The organism is Planctobacterium sp. AWH2_060 (assembly GCF_056158425.1).
In genome coordinates this window covers 1,319,470-1,337,647 of sequence record NZ_JBSWTG010000001.1, presented here as the reverse complement: position 1 = coordinate 1,337,647, position 18,178 = coordinate 1,319,470, and the positions used below count along the sequence as shown (strand labels likewise).

General features: G+C 44.2%; 16 protein-coding genes. 9 read left to right on the top strand and 7 right to left on the bottom strand.

Annotation, left to right across the window (positions count from 1 at the left end; all coding sequences use genetic code 11):
* Position 1: 1 nt before the first annotated feature.
* Positions 2-907: a 30S ribosomal protein S6--L-glutamate ligase gene (gene rimK, locus ACXAD8_RS05850; RefSeq protein ID WP_475226056.1), complete on the bottom strand. Its 906-nt coding sequence runs from the start codon at positions 905-907 to the stop codon at positions 2-4.
* A 34-nt stretch (positions 908-941) separates the two neighbouring features.
* Complete coding sequence (locus ACXAD8_RS05845; RefSeq protein WP_475226053.1) at positions 942-1,724, bottom strand: RMD1 family protein; 783 nt, start codon at positions 1,722-1,724, stop codon at positions 942-944.
* Between the two features lie 340 nt (positions 1,725-2,064).
* Here ACXAD8_RS05845 and ACXAD8_RS05840 point away from each other — a divergent pair, with 340 nt between their 5' ends.
* The 5 genes from ACXAD8_RS05840 (at position 2,065) to ACXAD8_RS05820 (ending at position 10,174) form a co-directional block, all read left to right on the top strand.
* On the top strand, positions 2,065-3,402 hold the full coding sequence (locus ACXAD8_RS05840) for a magnesium transporter (RefSeq protein WP_475226051.1): 1,338 nt from the start codon (positions 2,065-2,067) through the stop codon (positions 3,400-3,402).
* Between the two features lie 37 nt (positions 3,403-3,439).
* Positions 3,440-5,182 (top strand): autotransporter assembly complex protein TamA, encoded by a 1,743-nt coding sequence (locus ACXAD8_RS05835; protein ID WP_475226048.1) that lies wholly within the window; start codon positions 3,440-3,442, stop codon positions 5,180-5,182.
* The gene (locus tag ACXAD8_RS05830) at positions 5,179-8,970 is read left to right on the top strand and encodes a translocation/assembly module TamB domain-containing protein (protein ID WP_475226046.1); all 3,792 of its coding nucleotides are present in this window, start codon (positions 5,179-5,181) and stop codon (positions 8,968-8,970) included. The genes ACXAD8_RS05835 and ACXAD8_RS05830 overlap by 4 nt, the downstream gene beginning before the upstream one ends.
* A 32-nt stretch (positions 8,971-9,002) precedes the next feature.
* On the top strand, positions 9,003-9,488 hold the full coding sequence (locus ACXAD8_RS05825; RefSeq protein WP_475226043.1) for a hypothetical protein: 486 nt from the start codon (positions 9,003-9,005) through the stop codon (positions 9,486-9,488).
* A 62-nt stretch (positions 9,489-9,550) separates the two neighbouring features.
* Positions 9,551-10,174: an MlaC/ttg2D family ABC transporter substrate-binding protein gene (locus ACXAD8_RS05820; protein ID WP_475226040.1), complete on the top strand. Its 624-nt coding sequence runs from the start codon at positions 9,551-9,553 to the stop codon at positions 10,172-10,174.
* A 285-nt stretch (positions 10,175-10,459) separates the two neighbouring features.
* Here ACXAD8_RS05820 and ACXAD8_RS05815 read toward each other — a convergent pair whose 3' ends face one another.
* On the bottom strand, positions 10,460-11,428 hold the full coding sequence (locus tag ACXAD8_RS05815; RefSeq protein ID WP_475226037.1) for an integron integrase: 969 nt from the start codon (positions 11,426-11,428) through the stop codon (positions 10,460-10,462).
* A gap of 617 nt (positions 11,429-12,045) precedes the next feature.
* Here ACXAD8_RS05815 and ACXAD8_RS05810 point away from each other — a divergent pair.
* On the top strand, positions 12,046-12,423 hold the full coding sequence (locus ACXAD8_RS05810) for an HNH endonuclease (RefSeq protein ID WP_475226035.1): 378 nt from the start codon (positions 12,046-12,048) through the stop codon (positions 12,421-12,423).
* Between the two features lie 119 nt (positions 12,424-12,542).
* The gene (locus ACXAD8_RS05805; protein ID WP_475226033.1) at positions 12,543-12,893 is read left to right on the top strand and encodes a hypothetical protein; all 351 of its coding nucleotides are present in this window, start codon (positions 12,543-12,545) and stop codon (positions 12,891-12,893) included.
* 68 nt (positions 12,894-12,961) lie between these two features.
* On the opposite strand, the gene ACXAD8_RS05800 is transcribed toward ACXAD8_RS05805, so the two are convergent.
* Both ACXAD8_RS05800 and ACXAD8_RS05795 read right to left on the bottom strand, forming a co-directional pair.
* The gene (locus tag ACXAD8_RS05800; protein ID WP_475232887.1) at positions 12,962-14,017 is read right to left on the bottom strand and encodes a group II intron reverse transcriptase/maturase; all 1,056 of its coding nucleotides are present in this window, start codon (positions 14,015-14,017) and stop codon (positions 12,962-12,964) included.
* Between the two features lie 299 nt (positions 14,018-14,316).
* Positions 14,317-15,300: a transposase gene (locus ACXAD8_RS05795; protein ID WP_475226031.1), complete on the bottom strand. Its 984-nt coding sequence runs from the start codon at positions 15,298-15,300 to the stop codon at positions 14,317-14,319.
* A gap of 239 nt (positions 15,301-15,539) precedes the next feature.
* Between ACXAD8_RS05795 and ACXAD8_RS05790 the strand changes: the two genes are divergently transcribed.
* Both ACXAD8_RS05790 and ACXAD8_RS05785 read left to right on the top strand, forming a co-directional pair.
* Complete coding sequence (locus ACXAD8_RS05790) at positions 15,540-15,764, top strand: addiction module protein (RefSeq protein WP_475226028.1); 225 nt, start codon at positions 15,540-15,542, stop codon at positions 15,762-15,764.
* On the top strand, positions 15,748-16,050 hold the full coding sequence (locus tag ACXAD8_RS05785) for a type II toxin-antitoxin system RelE/ParE family toxin (RefSeq protein WP_475226025.1): 303 nt from the start codon (positions 15,748-15,750) through the stop codon (positions 16,048-16,050). The genes ACXAD8_RS05790 and ACXAD8_RS05785 overlap by 17 nt, the downstream gene beginning before the upstream one ends.
* Before the next feature lie 247 nt (positions 16,051-16,297).
* On the opposite strand, the gene ACXAD8_RS05780 is transcribed toward ACXAD8_RS05785, so the two are convergent.
* Positions 16,298-17,245: an IS1595 family transposase gene (locus ACXAD8_RS05780; RefSeq protein ID WP_475224840.1), complete on the bottom strand. Its 948-nt coding sequence runs from the start codon at positions 17,243-17,245 to the stop codon at positions 16,298-16,300.
* 116 nt (positions 17,246-17,361) lie between these two features.
* Positions 17,362-18,141, bottom strand: coding sequence for a glucosaminidase domain-containing protein (locus tag ACXAD8_RS05775; protein ID WP_475226023.1), 780 nt, complete (start codon positions 18,139-18,141; stop codon positions 17,362-17,364).
* Between the last annotated feature and the right edge of the window lie 37 nt (positions 18,142-18,178).

Genomic DNA, 18,178 nt, shown 5'->3' with positions numbered 1-18,178 from the left:
GCTAGCCTTTACCTCTTGTTTTATTGTTGTGTGGTTTGGCGTTCTTTTCAATAAACTCAATAACCAGTCCCGCAACATCTTTACCGGTGGCGGTTTCGATACCTTCCAGACCTGGCGATGAGTTCACTTCCATTACAACAGGGCCGTGAGAGGAGCGCAATAAATCTACACCGCAGACATTCAGGCCCATGATTTTCGCAGCCTGAACAGCGGTGGCGCGTTCTTCTTTACTCAACCGGGTTAACTCAGCGGTACCACCACGGTGCAGATTGGAACGAAACTCACCTTCTTTGCCTTGTCGTTTCATGGCGGCAACCACTTTGCCTCCAACTACAAAACAGCGCACGTCAGCGCCACCGGCTTCCTTGATAAACTCCTGCACCAGAATGTCGACTTTGATGCCCATAAAGGCTTCAATAATACTCTCTGCTGCTTTTTCTGAATCCGCTAACACCACACCAATTCCCTGGGTTCCCTCAAGGATTTTAATTACGACTGGTGCCCCGCCAACATTCTTTATCAAATCTTTAATGTTATCCGGCGAGTGAGCAAATCCGGTGTGCGGCAAGCCCACACCTTTTCGGGACAATAGTTGCAATGAGCGCAGCTTGTCTCTGGAGCGACTGATGGCAATCGACTCATTGACACAAAAGCTGCCCATCATTTCAAACTGCCTGACCACTGAGGTGCCATAAAAAGTAATGGATGCCCCGATACGAGGAATAATTGCATCGTATTGGGGGAGATTTTTACCTTTGTAACGCACCTTGGGGCGACTGGAAGTGATATCCATATAACAGTGTAACGTGTCAATAATATCGACTTCATGACCGCGGATTAAGGCGGCCTCCTTTAATCGTTGTGTAGAGTACAGTCGCTCATTGCGCGATAAAATTGCTATTTTCAAGTGTTTGTCCTTGATACTTATTTAAGCGTAGGTCTTAATGACCAAAATATAAAATAATATCTACTGCAATCAGGTAGATAATGATCCATTCCAAAAATGCTGAATGCTTGTGATTTTGCTCTGATGCAAGCATTTCCAGTAGTTCATTGATGGTACTGAGTTTCAGGTTTAACAGCTCCACTCTGGGTTGCAGATCCAGGTAGCGGGAAATTTGCAGATAGTTGGCTTCCTGTTCCGGGTATTCCCAGAAAAATTCGGGGGTATCCAACAGGTTAAAGCGTAGAACAATATCATTTCTGGTTTGAAACAAGCTGCCTCTCGCTTTGGCCAAAGCTTTGCGGGATAGCGGTATTTTGCCGGTTTTTGCCAGGGTCTCGGATAAATGGGAGTGCTCCTGAATAGTTTTTTCCGCCAGCACTTCAAATTGTTCCAGCTTTTCGGATTGTGCAAGACCGTGACTCACTGCCAATAAGGTCAGTAAATCGTCGTCAGGCAGACGGATTTCATCGTCTCTCACCATTAAACCGGCATTTTGTTCTACTTTGAAATGGAAGTTTTCCCACGCGTGATCATCTGTGCCATTTTGGGTGCAACTTAGTACTTTGACTAATAACTGAGTTTTATCTTCCTCTTTCATTTTCCAGGTGCACAATACGCCGTAATCAAATACAAAGGCGCTGCTGCCGTGATAGGCAATATATAATGCATCTCGGTACTGGTGGATGACAAAACTCTTGTGCAATTTCGCCTTCAGAGCTTGTAAATCAATGTTGTGGCCAAGCAATTTGGTGCTGACCTGGTGTTGTTCTGTATTCATTGCAAACTCGCTATGCTCTCGCTAAATCATTGATTACTATCTTTATTATTTAATCGCGGGCAGAATCTTTGCAGTCCGGCGTAGGGAATAATTTCAGATAGCCTATAGTTTTACAGTGGAGGCCATAGGCGAACCACATTAAATCTACTGCTATAGACTTAAATGGTCTTTGAGAAGTCACAACAAGCCTGAATAAATGTGACTTTTATCGTAGTAAATGCGTCATTAGCAAAAAACACATTTGATGAGAGCACATTGAGCATAGTTGAGGTGCTGTAGTTGTAGTGTTTGCTACGATTGTTATCATATTGATTAATAATGACATTATAGGGGAATGAGCATGTCTGATCCGCTACCCAATTTAATCCAGGAAGTGGTGGCTGCACCATTGACTGGTGAAACAGACTCCGTAGCCCATATCATGCTCGAGGAAGATGCATCTGAAATTGCATTGTTGCTCGAATCTTTGCCAGTTGAACGGCGTCTCGCGGTCTGGAATGAAGTCCCAAGACATAAAAAGATAGATGTTTTGGTTGCCATGCGTGGTGACCCCAGGGAAGTGCTGATTGACGCGACTGAAAACGACGAGTGGCAGCAACTATTCACCGATATGGACGCGGAAATACTACTGGAGTTGGCCGACTCCTTACCAGACCGACTGGTGGAAAGCGCACTGTCGGTAATGAACAAGCAACAGCGCAAGTACTTTCAGGATGCCAGCTTATTCGCAGATAACCAAATTGGTCACTGGTTGAGTCATGAGGTCTTAGTTTTACCCATCAGTGCTAAGGTACGTGATGCCTTGCGTTTAATCAGGCGTAATGTTCCTGATTTAACTGACTGTATTTTCCTGGTTAATCGGGCCGGGCACTTTACTGAAGCCGTAAGACTTACCAGTGTCTTTGGGGCCCCTGAACACCTGCCATTAGTGGAAATATCGGAAGAATACATCGATGTGGTTAAGGTCGACGATGATTGTGTCAATGCCTCCAGGCTGGTGCAGCGCGCTGGATTTATGGCTTTACCTGCGGTTGATAGTAACAATGTTCTGCAGGGGCGAGTGGACATGATCACGGCCAGCGAATTAGTGAACGAAAATTACGAGCGCCAGGTGATGTCTTCTGCCGGTATGGACGAAGATGAAGATTTATTTGCGCCCGTGCGAAAAAGTGCTAAAAGTCGGGCCGTCTGGTTAGGAATAAACCTGATTACCGCATTTTTGGCCTCCTGGTTTATCGGCTTATTTGAGGCCACTTTGCAACAGGTGGTGGCTTTAGCGGTCTTGATGCCCGTTGTAGCGAGTATGGGCGGCATTGCTGGAAGTCAGACTTTAACTCTGATTGTGCGAGGTCTTGCATTGGGCCAGGTTACCAAAGGCAACAGAAATGCTTTGCTACAAAAAGAACTGCGTGTCGGTGGACTGAATGGCGTAATCTGGGCCATTGTTATCGGTATTGTCGCCTTTTTCTGGTTTTCAGATCCCTTGTTAGGGCTGGTTATAGCATTGGCAATACTGTTCAATATTATTGCGGCTGCTTTGGCTGGTGTGTCATTGCCTATCATTCTGGATAAACTTAAAATTGATCCGGCATTATCTGGCTCCGTAATATTGACCACTGTCACAGATATTGTCGGCTTTGTCGCGTTTTTGGGGCTAGGCACATTATTTTTATTGTAACGCGTAAAATCAGCGATATTAGGATATCTAAGGCTCTATGAGTTTTTATATTGCGGGCAAGCAAATATTGTTTGCCTCAGTGCTTTTTGTTTGCTTCCACATCTCCCCAGGCTTTGCCATTGAAGTGGTTACAGAGCAGAAACTTCCGGACGGTGTCATCAGCAATATTAATGCTCACCTCAGCGTGTTTCCGGCCCCTGAAAACTGTGTACCGAGCAACCGCTATAGAAATAGAGTGCTTGCTGCTGTTAAGACCGCATTACAAAGTAAAAGCTATTATCAGGCTGAGGTTCAGAGTTTCCAGCCTGTATCTGAGTCGGATTGTCAGCGTTGGCATTTAAGCCTTGAATTAGGTACTCCATTAAAGGTTCGGGAAATTGAGCTCAAAGCTGAGCAGGTGCCAGGCGAGGCGAACGGATTTGGGGATGTTTTGACCCGTTTTCCGTTTAAATCCGGCGAACGATTTGATCACAAAAAGTATGAACAATGGAAATCAGAAGTTACCAGTATAGCTCTTTTGAAAGGCTATTTTGACTTTCGGTTTGAGCAGCACAAAGTCACTATCGACGCCAATCAGGTGGACGCCGATATTCACTTACAATTGACCTCGGGAACGCACTATCGCTTTGGTGCGTTACAAGCTATTTCGGATCCCGACGACGCGGCTTTAATTGCAGAACTCAACCCTATTGTGGAAGGTGAGTTTTATGATGTAACTAAGCTAAATCAGTTCACTCAGCAGCTAAAACGTTCTGGTTATTTCGAAAGTGTTTTTGTTCGACCCTTAGTGCCTCAGGCTGAAGACTTTCATGTGCCATTAGAAGTGGTTTATCAGTTTAAACCATTGCATGAATTTAATGTGGGAGGGGGAATTTCCTCCGATACCGGTCCCCGGATGCGGTTTAGCTGGCAGCGTTCCCGGTTGAATTCCGCCGGACACAGTATTCAAGCCGAATTGTTTGCCTCGATGATAGAGCAATCTTTGGAAGCCAATTATCGCATCCCGTTGCGAGACCCCGCCAGGAATTTTGTCAGCCTGCAGTTGGGGTTAAAGCATACCGATGACAATGATACTGATAGTAATATCTTGTCTGTTGCGGCGAAGCGTCATTGGCTGGAGCCTGATTCTGGCTGGCAACGAGTGGCGCAGTTACGCTATGACCAGGAGACATTCCGTCAAGCTGAAGCCGATGAAGTTACTACAGCTTTGTTGTTGCCGGGTTATACATGGAGCCGTTTTCGTAGCAAAGGGGAATTAGATCCCTGGTGGGGAGATAAGCAAATTTTATCTGTTGAAGGGGCCAGCAAGGAGCTAGCCAGTGATTTGGATTTATTGCGGGTTGTAGCACAAACTCGCTGGTTAAGAACTTTTGAGCAGCATAGATTTTTTTGGAGACTAGAGTTAGGAGCCTTGTCCACCAATAACTTTGACGAAGTTCCTTCTTCGTTGCGTTTCTTTGCGGGTGGTGATCAAAGTGTTCGAGGCTTTGGCTATGAATCCTTATCTCCCGTTGATGACGAAGGTCAATTGTTAGGCGGCAAATACCTGTATACATCTACCCTGGAATACACCTATGACATCTTCCCGGAATGGCGACTGGCCTTATTTGCCGATGCGGGCAATGCTGGCATGTCCTGGTTTGATGATGTGGCCACCGGTTTTGGTGCAGGGGTGCATTGGGTAACGCCCGTTGGGCCATTAAGAGTCTATATTGCACGTGGTAACAACGAGCTGGAGTCCACCTGGCGAGTGCATTTTTCCCTGGGGCCTTCGCTATGACCATGATGCAAAAAGTACTTAAGCACAGTTATCTTGTTGTGCGTATTGCACTTGTTATCAGTGTTCTGCTCATTGCTGCCTTCGGTTTTTTGAGTTACACCACTGCTGGTGCCAATTTAGTTCTGCAGAATGTAATAAAACAGCTTCCTCAGCTCAAAATAGCGGAGATCCGCGGCAGCTTGCTGGGGACTCTGGAACTATCCGGTGTAGCATGGGATGCTCCAGGCAGCAGTGTCAGCATTGAACAATTAGCGTTGAGTTTGCAGCCAGGTTGTTGGTTTCGCATTGAAGTCTGTATCGATAGTTTGCAATTACAGCATGTCGAATTATCTATGGCTTCATCGGAGCCCAGTGCCAATGACTCAACGCCATCGGAGCTTCTGCAATTACCTGTGCCGGTGTCTGTTAAGCACATTAGCATAAAGCATTTTTCGTTATTTCAGGACGGTGTTAAAAGCCTGGCAATTAACCATGTCGATTCCAGGGGGCGTTTTTATGAGTCACTGCTTGTACGTCGATTAAACGTGGAGGGGGTTCAGCTCTATCTTCCTGAAGCCGAGCCACAGCCTACATTAAGTCTGCAACAACAATTGCAGCAAGTCTCTGGCATTCAGTATATGCCAATAGACTTGCCGGCTTTGTCTATCCCTCTGCAGGCCTCGCTGCCCAAGATATCCTTGCGAGATATGCAGGTTTACAGCGGCGAGCAGATCCAGTATCAACTGGCTTCGTTTGCTGCGCAGGTGGCAATCACTCCAGATAACCTGGCATTAAAGGACATCCATTTGCAAGCTGGTCAGTTAGCGTTATCGGGATGGTTGGAAACCGATAGCTATTGGCAGATACAAAGCAATCTTGTCTTGACGGATCCGGCAGGAAAACTGACGGTGTCAGCGAATGGTAAACCTGATCGCTTAACGTTGAAGCTGATTGGGCAGGGCAGTTTTTCAGGTATTGTACTGAATGGTGAGGCAGAACTTGTCGCGTCTGTGCTGAGCAAAGATTTACCTTTGCATCTACAGGCACATTTTTCCCAAATTAACTTACCGGAAAATATCCTCTTGCAAGATACCAGTCTGGTATTGAAGGGCGATTTACAACAATTTCAGCTGACTGCAAACAGTACACTGCAACATGATTTATTAGCTCAGACTGCTGTAGATTTAGACTTGTCTGGCAATCTGAAAGATATTTCTCTTAATCAGATTAGACTGCAATCCAGCCAGGGAGAAATTGAGGTCAAGGGAGGTTTGCATCTCGATAGCGTGCCACAGCTTGATATTTCACTGGCGGCAAAAAATATTGATACAAGTTCAATAGTTAGCGGCCTGGATACTGAGTTGGACCTCCAAAGTGAACTTTCACTAAGTGTTGTGGGCGAGCAGTTTAGGGTGCTGGGTAAGAAGCTGTTGGTGAGTGCACCCTGGCAGGGAAGTGTTGCCACTCTGACCGGAAAATATGGCTATTCTGTGGAGGGTTTGCTGGCGCTTAATGATTTGGTGTTTACCCTGGGGGACAACCGAATTGCCGGACATGTCGAAAAACACCCAGACGACCACCTGGCGCTGCTTAGTCAGGTGGAGTTAAATCAGCTTAATCAACTCCATCCTGAAATGGCAGGCAGTGTTAAGGCGGAAATTCAGGTTCAGGGTCCTATGTTAAGGCCACAAATATCGGTTTCCGGAAGTGGCCAGAAGCTGCGCTATCAGAGCTATACGCTTGAGAACTTCGCCTCTGAAATGAAGCTTGCGTGGTCGCCACAAAGCCCGTTTAAAATTGAGTTTCGCGGAGAACAGTTAAAAGTAGATGACAACTTAACCTTGGATCTACAGCTGAATTCCACCGGTATTGCTGCGGATCACATAATTGATTTTGGTTTGTATTCAGACTGGCTACAGGTGGAATCAAGAATGGCTGGGGCCTTGTCCGAAGAACGTTGGTCGGGTGAATTCAGAGCCAGTGAGGTCAGCAGAAACAACATCACTTTTGCACTTCAAAGTACGCCGAAATTGCTACTTGACTGGCAAAAGCAAATCTACACTCTTTCTCCTGCGTGCTGGCAACATCAACAGGCTGCTGCGGTTTGTTTTGAGCAGTTGCAGTGGTCAGATAATATTGCCAATGTGAGTATTGAAGGCAAAGCCTTACCACTCATTAAATGGCTGGAAGGCAATCATCGATTAGTACGTAAATTAAAAAGTGAAACCTTGCTTGATTTTAGTTTTACGACACAGTGGGCAGGTGGACAATTTAACGCGCTTAAATATCAGGCAAACTTTACCCCGGCTCAATGGCAACTGTTCGATGAAGAGCAGTTGTTCTTTATCAAGAGTTTGCAACTGAGCGCCCAGTTAAGAGGACAACAAATACTGGCAGAGTCTAGTTTGCTAAGCGATGAATTAGGCACTTTTGTATTTAAGGGGCAACTGCCTGTGGCTCCCGACTTTTCCAGTGTAGTAGTTGAGGAAGCCCGTCTCAGCACCAAAATTGAACAGCTAAAAATTGCGCCATTTGGCTATTTAGTTCCGCAAATAGAGCAATTGCAAGGCACAATTAATGCGGATATTGCCGCAAATATTAGCTCAAAGCCGAACAACGGGTTTGTCTCCTTCTCTGGTAACGCGGACTTAATTGACGGGCAGGTGACAAGCAGAGAGCTAGGGATTAACATCCATGATCTGTCGCAAACTTTGCTGTTTGATGGGCAAACCCTTTCTTCAACGGGACAGTTTAAAATGGGAAGCGGCGTGGGAACTCTGCAGGCCGATGTAGGTTGGCAGGAGGACTGGAGCGTTGACATGCAGCTCAAAGGTGAGGCTCTGGAGTACGATGATAATTTGATGGTTAATCTCAAGGTGTCGCCTGATATTGCACTTTCGCTGTCCGAGTCTCTTGTAAAACTCTCTGGTGTGGTTAATGTCCCAGAGGCCTCCGTTAAAATTAAGTCGCTGCCGGAGAGTGCTCAAAAGCCTTCCTCTGATATTGTTTTTGCTGATAACCCCAATGGTAACGGGAATACAGGGCCTAAATTGGAAATGGATTTGGCTTTGTACGTGGACCCAACAAAGCAAAAAACAGTCAATCTGGAAGCCTTTGGACTGACTACAGCGCTGACCGGAAATCTGCAGCTCAATGGCGGGACTACATTAACCGCGAACGGTGAAGTTTCTCTATTAGATGGTACTTATAAAGCTTACGGGCAAAATCTGGTGATACGTCAGGGAGACTTGCTATTCAACGGGCCTTTGGAGTATCCCAGTTTATCTTTAGAAGCCATACGTGATCCGCAACTGACCTCAGACAATGTAATAGCCGGTTTGAGAGTAGAAGGAGCGGTCAGGCAACCTTCGGTAACGGTATTTTCAACTCCCGCCATGTCGCAAGCCCAGGCGCTTTCTTATTTGCTGTCTGGTAAGGCTTTGGGCACCAAAAGCGACGCTTCCCAAGAGTCGGTTTTTGCTAATATATTGTTGAGTTATGGTCTTAATAAGTCTGAAGGGACAGTGTCCAAACTAGGGAAAAGCTTTGGCGTTGAAGACCTAAGCTTGGCGATGGAAGGTCAGGGCGATGCTTCTAAAGTTGCAGTCAGTGGAACCATCGCACCCAATGTGAAAATCGCCTATGGGGTTGGCGTGTTTGATGCTGTATCCGAAGTGTCCTTGCGTTATCAATTGTTACCGCAATTGTATCTGGAAGCGGTGAGTGGTTTATCCAATGCTTTCGATATCTTTTATGAATTTAATTATGATCCAAAACCCGAACCGGAATTAAAACAAGATGAAGAGTAACCTTTTTGGCAATGTCTTAGGATTTAAAGAGAGTGACTAAACCATTGTCTGAACTGAGTGGAAATACAACTTTAACCCGTATGAATGGGCAGATACGTGGCGCTGTCTATCAGGCAATTATGCTGATTATTGCTGTGGCTATTGGCCTTGTCGGCATTTGGTTGAGTGAGATTCAGTGGTTGGGTTACGAGTGGTTTTCACGCGCAGGTAGTTTGATCGTTGTATTAGGTGTGACCTCAGGTTTTGGTGGAATTTTTCAGGAACAGCTGTTGCGCAGCAGGCTGTTAGTTCAGGAGCGTATAGCTTTGGCTAAAGCCCGCAGAAAACTGAGACTGATGCAAGCTCCAGCAGAATTTGCAGAGGAAGAAATTAACCGGATAATAAAAGAGTACGATGATCTTGAAGTAAGCTTGCAAACCTCCATTAAGGTGCAGGCGGGTACATTGGAATTTTTTCTGTTGGTGGCAGGAACCCTGATTTGGGGATTTGGGGATATTGTCGTAGCTGTGGTGCTTTAACTGCCTTGCCATAGTTAAGAGTATTGGGCCTTATTAAAAGTTTTAGTTTTTTGGAGCATAAAATGAAGTTGAAATCTAAATGGACACTTTTGTTGGCCATTATTCTTAGCACAGTGTTGATAAGCACTAAGGTAGTTGCACAGCAAGAGCCACTTAACCCCACAGTATTCATTGAAAAGGTGGCCAACGATACCTTTCAGCAAATAACTCAATTGAGAAAGGCTGGCGAGATTGAACCTAAAGGGTTAGAGAAAATAATCGAGGGCCACTTGTTGCCTCATGTTGATCACGTTTACACAGGCTTGCTGGTATTGGGAAGCAGTGCTAACTCTGCCGAAAAAACCGATATTCAGGCTTATCTTGATATTTTTAAACTGTACCTTAGCAGCACTTATGCCGCTTCTTTGAATTACTACAATGAGCAGCAGGTTTTGTTTGAACCAATTCGTGATTATCAAAATAAAGACAAAGTAAGCATCAATGCCAGAGTTAAAGAAAACGGCAAGCCAGATGTTCAAATGCAGTTTAAATTGCGACTGAATAAAGAAGGACAGTGGAAAGCTTATGATCTAGTGGTGGAAGGTATTAGTCTGGTGCAAAGCAAGCGTTCAGAGTTTGCACCCATCATCAGGCAAAAGGGCTTACCCGGCTTGACTCAGCTATTAAAACAAAAAGTTGAAGGGTAAGGATAAGCTACATAATTCTTGGCCGTCGCTGGTTGTTTATTCCGGTCGACAGGTCCAGAGGTTACATTAAAAATCAGTCACCGATTATTATTGGATTCACCAAGAATCTTTATGACACTTTTTGTTATCGAGCTTAACCAAGCCTTACAGGCTGCTATTTTAAGGTAGCTGCCGGTGAGGTGGGTAGTGTTCAAAAAGAACTTTGAACGACATAGCACAAGTATGTAAGTATTAAATTGAATGTCTGTTTTCAATAACAGAGCAGACATTCAACATGAAAGCATCTTATAGCAACCGACTCAGGGGGCTAACTACACCATTTGCCCCTTGCTGCAACACATGTGTATAGATTTGAGTGGTTTTAACATCAGAATGACCTAATTGGGTCTGCACAGTTCTAATGTCAGCACCATTTTGCAATAGATGCGTAGCGAAAGAATGGCGTAGCGTATGAGGAGTTACGGGCTTTGCGATCTTAGCTTTATCAGCTGCTTGTTTTATTGCTTTTCTAATGCAGCTAACATCAAAATGGTGTCGTCGAATTTCACCGGTCTCAGGGTCGGCACTCAACTTATAAGACGGAAATAAAAACTGCCATGCCAAAGTTTTATTTGCGCCAGGGTATTTTCTGGCAAGCGCTGTCGGCATCCATACACCAGCAAATTGTTCATTTTTTAAATCAAGCTGTAAATATTCGTTTACTTGAATAATTTGATTGCGTAAAAAGGGAATGAGCTCCTTAGCTAAGGTTACAATACGATGTTTGTTACCTTTACCGTTCCAGATTCGGATGCATTTGAAATCAAAGTCTATATCTTGAACGCGAAGTTTAACAACTTCTCGCACTCTTAAGCCACTTCCATACATTATGCTTGCTACCAAATGGTTCCTTTTAGTTAGATTGCTCAACAAACATTTTATTTCATGTTCAGTTAAAACAATGGGAAGCTTTTGTTGCTTGCTACTTTTGGCGAAATTCAGGCTGGAAGATAAAGGTCTGGTTATAATATTCTTATACAAGAATGCGAGTGCATTGAGTGCCGTGGCTTGCGTTCTCATTGCAACCTTCTGGCTAATTGCTAAATGCTCTAAAAACTTTTCAACCTCACTATCTCCCATAGAGCTGGGATGCCTATTGCTATGGAAGTGAATAAATTTAACTATCCAGGTTATATAAGTTGAAATAGTACGTTTGGAATAGCCTCTGGAAAACATATAGTCAGAAATGCTATTGAGAAACGGTGATCTAGACATAGTTATAAATCCTTTTAAGGTTACTGTTTTTATATACAGTATTTGCGAGTTTCCTTTAAAGTCAAGAAAAGAGGCAAATTGCCTCTTTTTATTGCCAACGACATTCTTAATAGCTATTGAAAATTAGGGTAGAAAAGGGCAAGGAGGTTTGGTAAAAAGGACATAGAATAAAAAGAGGAAACTTGCTGGAAGAATAACAGGCAAGTTGCCTCACATTAAATTGTTATGTTCCAACTCAACTTAGATTTTACGATTAAAAATTTCAGGTTCAAAGCCACTAAACTTACCGCGCTAATTGCAGGAATGAGTCTTAGCATAGTTGGAGAACTAGTATCGTATTATGAGTTAACAAATTGGATTTCTTTTGTTTATTTTTTCGTGACGGGTTTGTTGTTTGTTAAAGGCTTCAATGAATCCAGTTTTTCATCTACTCTAACAAGAATGACAGCATGGTTCCTGGGTGCATCTTCAGTTTCGTTACTTATATACCACATATGAAACATAACAAATCGGTGCAAAACGGACACAAAAACGTTGGCTGTGTTCGTGCCTCACAAAGTTTAGCCAACGTTTTTGTGCTCGTTTAACCGGGCCGTTAGCTTACAAAAGGAACTTGCATGAACAAAATTATTGAAGCATTAGTTAATACTGGTCAGTGGGGTGAGAATGATGTAATCCTCGGAATTAGAGCCGGATTTAAATGTGAGTATTGCGATAAAGATTTATTAGCTTCTGTTGATAATTATAAAGAGTGGCAAAAAGATCATATTATTCCTTTATCTAAAGGTGGCGAGGATATTAATGATAATATCGCCATATCTTGTAAAACTTGTAATGTGAACATCAAAGGGCGTTGGAATCCTGCTGATGAATCAACTTCCGAGAACCCTTCAAGACAAGAGTTAATTAACGTAGTTCGAGAATACTGTATTAAACGAAGAACTCAAATGTTAAGTGATATATGTTTATTCAGACAAATTGTTTTCACAAAGTAAGCTAACAATCGGTTCAAATCGGACACAAAAACGTTGGCTGTGTTCGTGCCTCACAAAGTTTAGCCAACGTTTTTGCGCTCGTTTAACCGGGTCGTTAGTTGCCATGTGGAATTAGCACCATGAAATATTTCACCATCCAAGAGGATCCTAAACTTTCTTGGAGAGTTTTATTTCAGCCATCCACTCTGGACCTGATGGTATATGTTGAATCACTTGAAGGCATGGAGTATAGCTCCTTTCATTACGTTATGATAACCGACGAATTGGATGTTGATGGAAGTTATAAGGAGCACAACTTCAACATTTGGATGGAATGGGGAGGTGGTATTTCACTAATTTTTGAAAATGACATTTCAGAGCAGATTGCTACAGAGATAGAAGAACACCTTCGCTCTTACAAATACGTAGGCAGACAAAAAACAAAGTCTGCGTTAGAACGTTTTCGAAGGTTAGCAAAAAGTGGCAACTAATCGGGTAGCCGGAGGTCTCTAACCTCCAGCCCCCACAACACCCTGCATGCGGCTCCGCACAGGGCGTTTCATTCAGGATAGTGAAGCGCTATCCAACCATCTCGTAGCGAATAAAGCCCTTCGGATTTTAAGTATTCAAGTGATAAGGCTTGATTGATCCCCGGGGATTTGGCACTGCGCCATGGTCCTTTGCTGGTGATACCACACGCCACTGCGGCTCGAACATGCACACCTCGTCTCATCAGATTTCCAACCTTTGTTCGAGGCTTGCGCCACTGTCGCCAGTAAGCCATTCTAACTCTGCGCCTGATCCAGTGATCCAGTTCGACGCATTGTTGATAGCAGTTGGCGATGCCAAAGTAGTTGATCCAGCCACGTAAGTATTGGCTGAGCTTTGAGAGTTGGTAGCGCATCGACACGCCCCAGTTGCGGTTCGTTAGCCTTCTGACCTGCTGTTTAAAATTCAGCAAGGTTCTGGGGTGCCATTGAATGCGACCAGCCTTGAATGTGAACCCAAGGAATTTGCTTTCACTGGCTTTAACGGTGTTGCTTTTAGTCGTGTTTACGACCAATTTCAGGCGGTGACTGAGGTATCTGCTGATACTGTTCAGGACACGTTTACCCGCACGCGGACTTCTCACCAGAATTGTGAAGTCATCCGCATAACGGGCAAACTGGTGGCCTCGCTTCTCAAGCTCTTTGTCCAAAGGGTCGAGCATGATGTTAGCCAGTAAGGGGGACAATGGTCCTCCCTGTGGCACACCTTCCCGACTCTCACTGTAAAGCTGGTTATCGATAACCCCAGCTCGCAGGTAACGTTTTATCAGTTTAAGCAGACGCTTGTCCTTCACTTTGTAGCCAAGGTACGTCATGAGTAAATCATGATTAACGCGGTCAAAGAATTTTGACAGGTCGACATCCACAGCAAAACGGCATCCCGTTTTGATAATGTCTCGGACCTGTTTCACCGCCTGTTGCCCGTTTCGGTGTGGCCTGAACCCAAAGCTGTTGTCTGAGAAAGTGGGATCGAAAACAGGCGTTAACACCTGGGCAATGGCTTGCTGGATCATAAATAAAAAGACATCCACTTTTAATTTCATTGAGTTATCTTTTCTCAAATCCATAAATAAAAAGACATCCACTTTTAATTTCATTGAGTTATCTTTTCTCAAATCTAAGTGATCGCCATGGATCATAAATAAAAAGACATCCACTTTTAATTTCATTGAGTTATCTTTTCTCAAATCTAAGTGATCGCCATTGGATTTTATTTAAATCTTTAGGAAGAAAGCTTTAGAGAGCGAATTTAGCCGCTTTAATGGTGTTTTCCTGTTGGATAAATACTCTTTGAAAAAGATATGGGCGAAGCGCCTGCCTTACCTTGCGGCAATTATGGTTTTAGTTGGCGTTAAGATAGTGATTGTCAGCCAAATAATCGTATAGCCGTGTTTTTATCCCTGAGTCGTTTTAGTTTGTGTCGATGTCGATAGGCTTCAAGATAAGATTCACTGCCAGCGGCGTGATGGAAACAGTTTTCAAATTGAGTGGTGAGTTCCTGCCATTGTTCAGGTTTGAGGTTGAGGCGTTCCAATATTGCCGGTGTTGATTCTTCAATGGAGCCGCGTTTATTGGGTAAGATAGCTCTGCCCGTGATATCAACCAGCTCCAGGTAATCGGATAAGTGAAAGGGTAACCCATGAGGCATATCCTCTTTGATATTGCCGACAAAAGGTGTCAGGTATTTAGGTGTTTTTCCTGCTTTGGCGGCATTGATACGATACTGAATACTGGTGTGGTCGGATTGCTCTGGCGTTTCAGCCATTTTGGCTCGGATGGGGTTTAAGTCCACATAGGCCATACAGGCTGCAAGCGCGGCCTCATCTAGTAAGGCTTGCGATTTGAATCTGCCCTCCCAGAATCGACCTGTGCACTTATCTTCCTTATTGGCTTCTCTGGCTATGTACTCATTTAAATAGCGCATAAACCAGCTGATATCCGTCAGCCGCTTCCGCCATATATCCGCGGTTTCTTCAACGGTGAACAGCTGAGATTCATGCATTTGCATTCGTTGTTCGAGATTTAAATACTGGTGACTAAGCAATGTGCCGTTACTAAGCCTGTGCCAGCGGCAAATCACTTCTTCGGTATCCCAATCGTCAGATAAATCTTTGTGAATGTGCAACACCAGGTGAGTGTGGTTGCTCATTACCGCATAGGCACAGACATCAATGGCAAAAATCTGAGAAAGAAAGTGAATACGGTCTTCAACCCACTGGCGACGGTGTTCATAGCTAACACCGGTTTGTTTGTCTTCCCCGCATAAAAATGCTCGGCGTACACAGCGAGAAACACAGTGATAATAGGGCGTATCTTCAAGGCTGATTTGCGCCTTCCTGGCTTTTGGCATGGTCACTCTTCCTGAGTTTGATGAATGAAGCTTGTATTTTGCACAAATCATTGAGTTTGGAAACTGTACTGAAGTACAGTTATGATGGCTGTCTTGTTTAGTTCTGGTCCCCGCTCGTTCCTCGCGATTATAGGCCACCAAGTTTTGCCGTTTATTTAAACCGTTAGCCCCCACTCGAATTTTGTACTTTTTCTGAATAGTGGTATCTTCAGCTAATCAGTACAATTAGTGAGTATTCAATGAAAAATCAACAATCTGAGATTGCTAATGCAGCTTTGTCACTCCCCGCTGATGCTCGAATAGAACTTGTAGAAAGCCTCCTAAAAAGTTTGGATGCACCAACCACTGAGTTTGAGGATATTTGGGCCAAAGAAGTTGAATCCAGAGTAGATGCTCTAAATTCAGGGATTTTAGAAACAATTCCAGCCAAGGACGTGTTGGGAAAGTATGTCAAAAAAGGTTGAATTCACAAAACTTGCTCAACTGGAACTAGATGACGCATTCGAATACTACGAATCTCAGCTTTTAGGTTTGGGCACTCGATTCATTTCAGAGGTAAATTCTGGACTTCAGAGAGTTGTCTCGCATCCCACCTCTTGGCAGAAGATCACTAAAAGAACAAGAAGGTGTTTACTTCACATCTTTCCATTCGGTTTAATTTATACCGTTAATAAGAACTCAATAATTATCATAGCTGTTGCGAATCTGCATCGTAAACCTGAATACTGGATCGACAGGCTCGGGGGCTAACGAACAATTAAACGGACAGGAAATTTCAGCGCATCAGACCCTTTTGGTTGACGGTCTACGGGTTCTGCGATTGAAGCTTATGTTGTCTCGCGTCCGGGCCAAAAAGGAGGGAAGGGAATCTCCCCTTAAAGAAGCAACATCAACGAACCAAATTTGAAAATCAGCACCCATCTTCAAATTGGTAAATTCCAGCGATAGATATACTGTAATAGCAGACTGTGAGGCTGAGTCTTAATTTGCTACCTGATTACCCACTTAGCTCAGCCAGCTTTAATAGCTTATACGGCATGGGTGGTGTTTTAATAGCTGCCTTTGCTAACGTGGGCAACAGTCTTCGTAAATTAAACCGGTTGTTAAATCTGAAACAATACTCAGCCAGATGACGCGGAAGGTGCTTTGACGCTATCGCGTGGCAGCTCCCTCTCAGCGAGTTCTTAACATTCCCGATCATGGTGTTGACCCAATTAAAGGCTGGGTGTTCAAGCTTTTCCAGATCGCCGCCCGTTTTCGCATAAAAGTGATGTCTGTCTTCGCTTGCTACAGCGCGGAAGCAGGGTAATCCGTCAGAAATCACAATGGCTTCTGGCAGAACATGTTTATCCGCCCATTGCTGGATAGCATGACTCCTGAACCCTTCAACAACTGTCATTTTCATTCTGGTGGGGTGACCTTCTTCATTCAGTGCAACCGCAGCAACAAACGGGGTTTTACCCGATGCGCCGCGTCCGCGCTTTCCCCCACGACGCTCACCTCCCCAATAGACATCATCCAGTTGAATAATGCCGCCAATCTGGTGCTCGTCTTCACTTTCTTTCATGGCCTGCAACAGTTTATGTTTCATTTTCCAGGCAGTGTCATAATTTACTTTTAGCTGACGCATCAACTCCATAGCCGAAATGCCTGTTTTAGACTGCGTTAGCAGGTGCATCGCCATAAACCACTTCATCAATGGCAATCGGGTCTTATCGAATACCGTGCCGCTGGTCAGTGATTGTTGATGTTTGCAACGATTACACTGTAACGCATTACGGCACTTCAACTGACAATGCGACTTGTGACCGCATTCCCGACAAACAAACCCTGATGGGTAGCGCCACCGGAACAAGGCTTCTCTGCACTTTTCTTCGGTCCCGTAGTCTTCCATCACTTCAAAAACACTATATCCCTTTTGAAACTGCACTTTGTTCTTCGCCATTTTTGCACCATCAAACACTGTTATTATATACAGTGTAGCGCAGGATGCTCAAAATGGGTAATCAGGATTTGCTATAAAAAATTTTGTTCAGATAGCAGTCACACCATTTAAATCAATTACTCTATTTCAGGCTCGGTAAGCTGTGCTAAAAACTCAGTATCGAAACGATTGAGTTTGTTAAACTGAATCATGTCGTCCAGTTCTTCCATGTAATGGGTTCCGCGTTCAGAATAGCGCTCCAGTCCCGGTAATAATGCTCTTCCTCTTATTAACTCTTCGTTTTCCCTTATGCCTTCACGGATTTTTCTGAGTTTAAAGTAGGCGTCATGTCTGTTGAGGTTCAATAGGTAGCGACTAACAGATTCCCTGGCATCATCAAACGCTGCCACTTCGTGATTGCTGCCCGGTATCCTGTTTTTCGGCACTAACCCACAGCCTTCGGCAAAACACCACTGTCCAAAATAATTGTTGCCTTCTGTGGCGAATCGCGACGTGCCCCAGGCACTTTCATTTGCCGCCTGGGCCAGAGCCAATGACGGCGGAACATAGTCAACACGTCTGAGAAGTGTTTGCCAGTGTTCATCATTATCTATGTCAAAACCTTCGAGGTAATACTTTTCAGCCAGTTCCTGAATATCTTTCACATCACTGCTGGAATAGCTTTGTTCATCGCGGTAACTCAACAATTGCTCCCGGGTCTTAAGAATCTCTCGGTTTTCTTCATTGATGATAGGCAGAAAATAATCGAAAAAGGCTTTTTTACGTTCCGGGCCGGCTGCATATTCTTTAAATTGCGGAGCCGGTGGTGTTGCGGGTTGTTTCAGAGTTAACCAGGCAATCAGGAATACGATTGCTGCGAGTATAATTAGCGCAAGAGGCTTTATTGCTTTAATCATCACTGCTCCTTTTAGTACTTGCCATTACTGTATACTG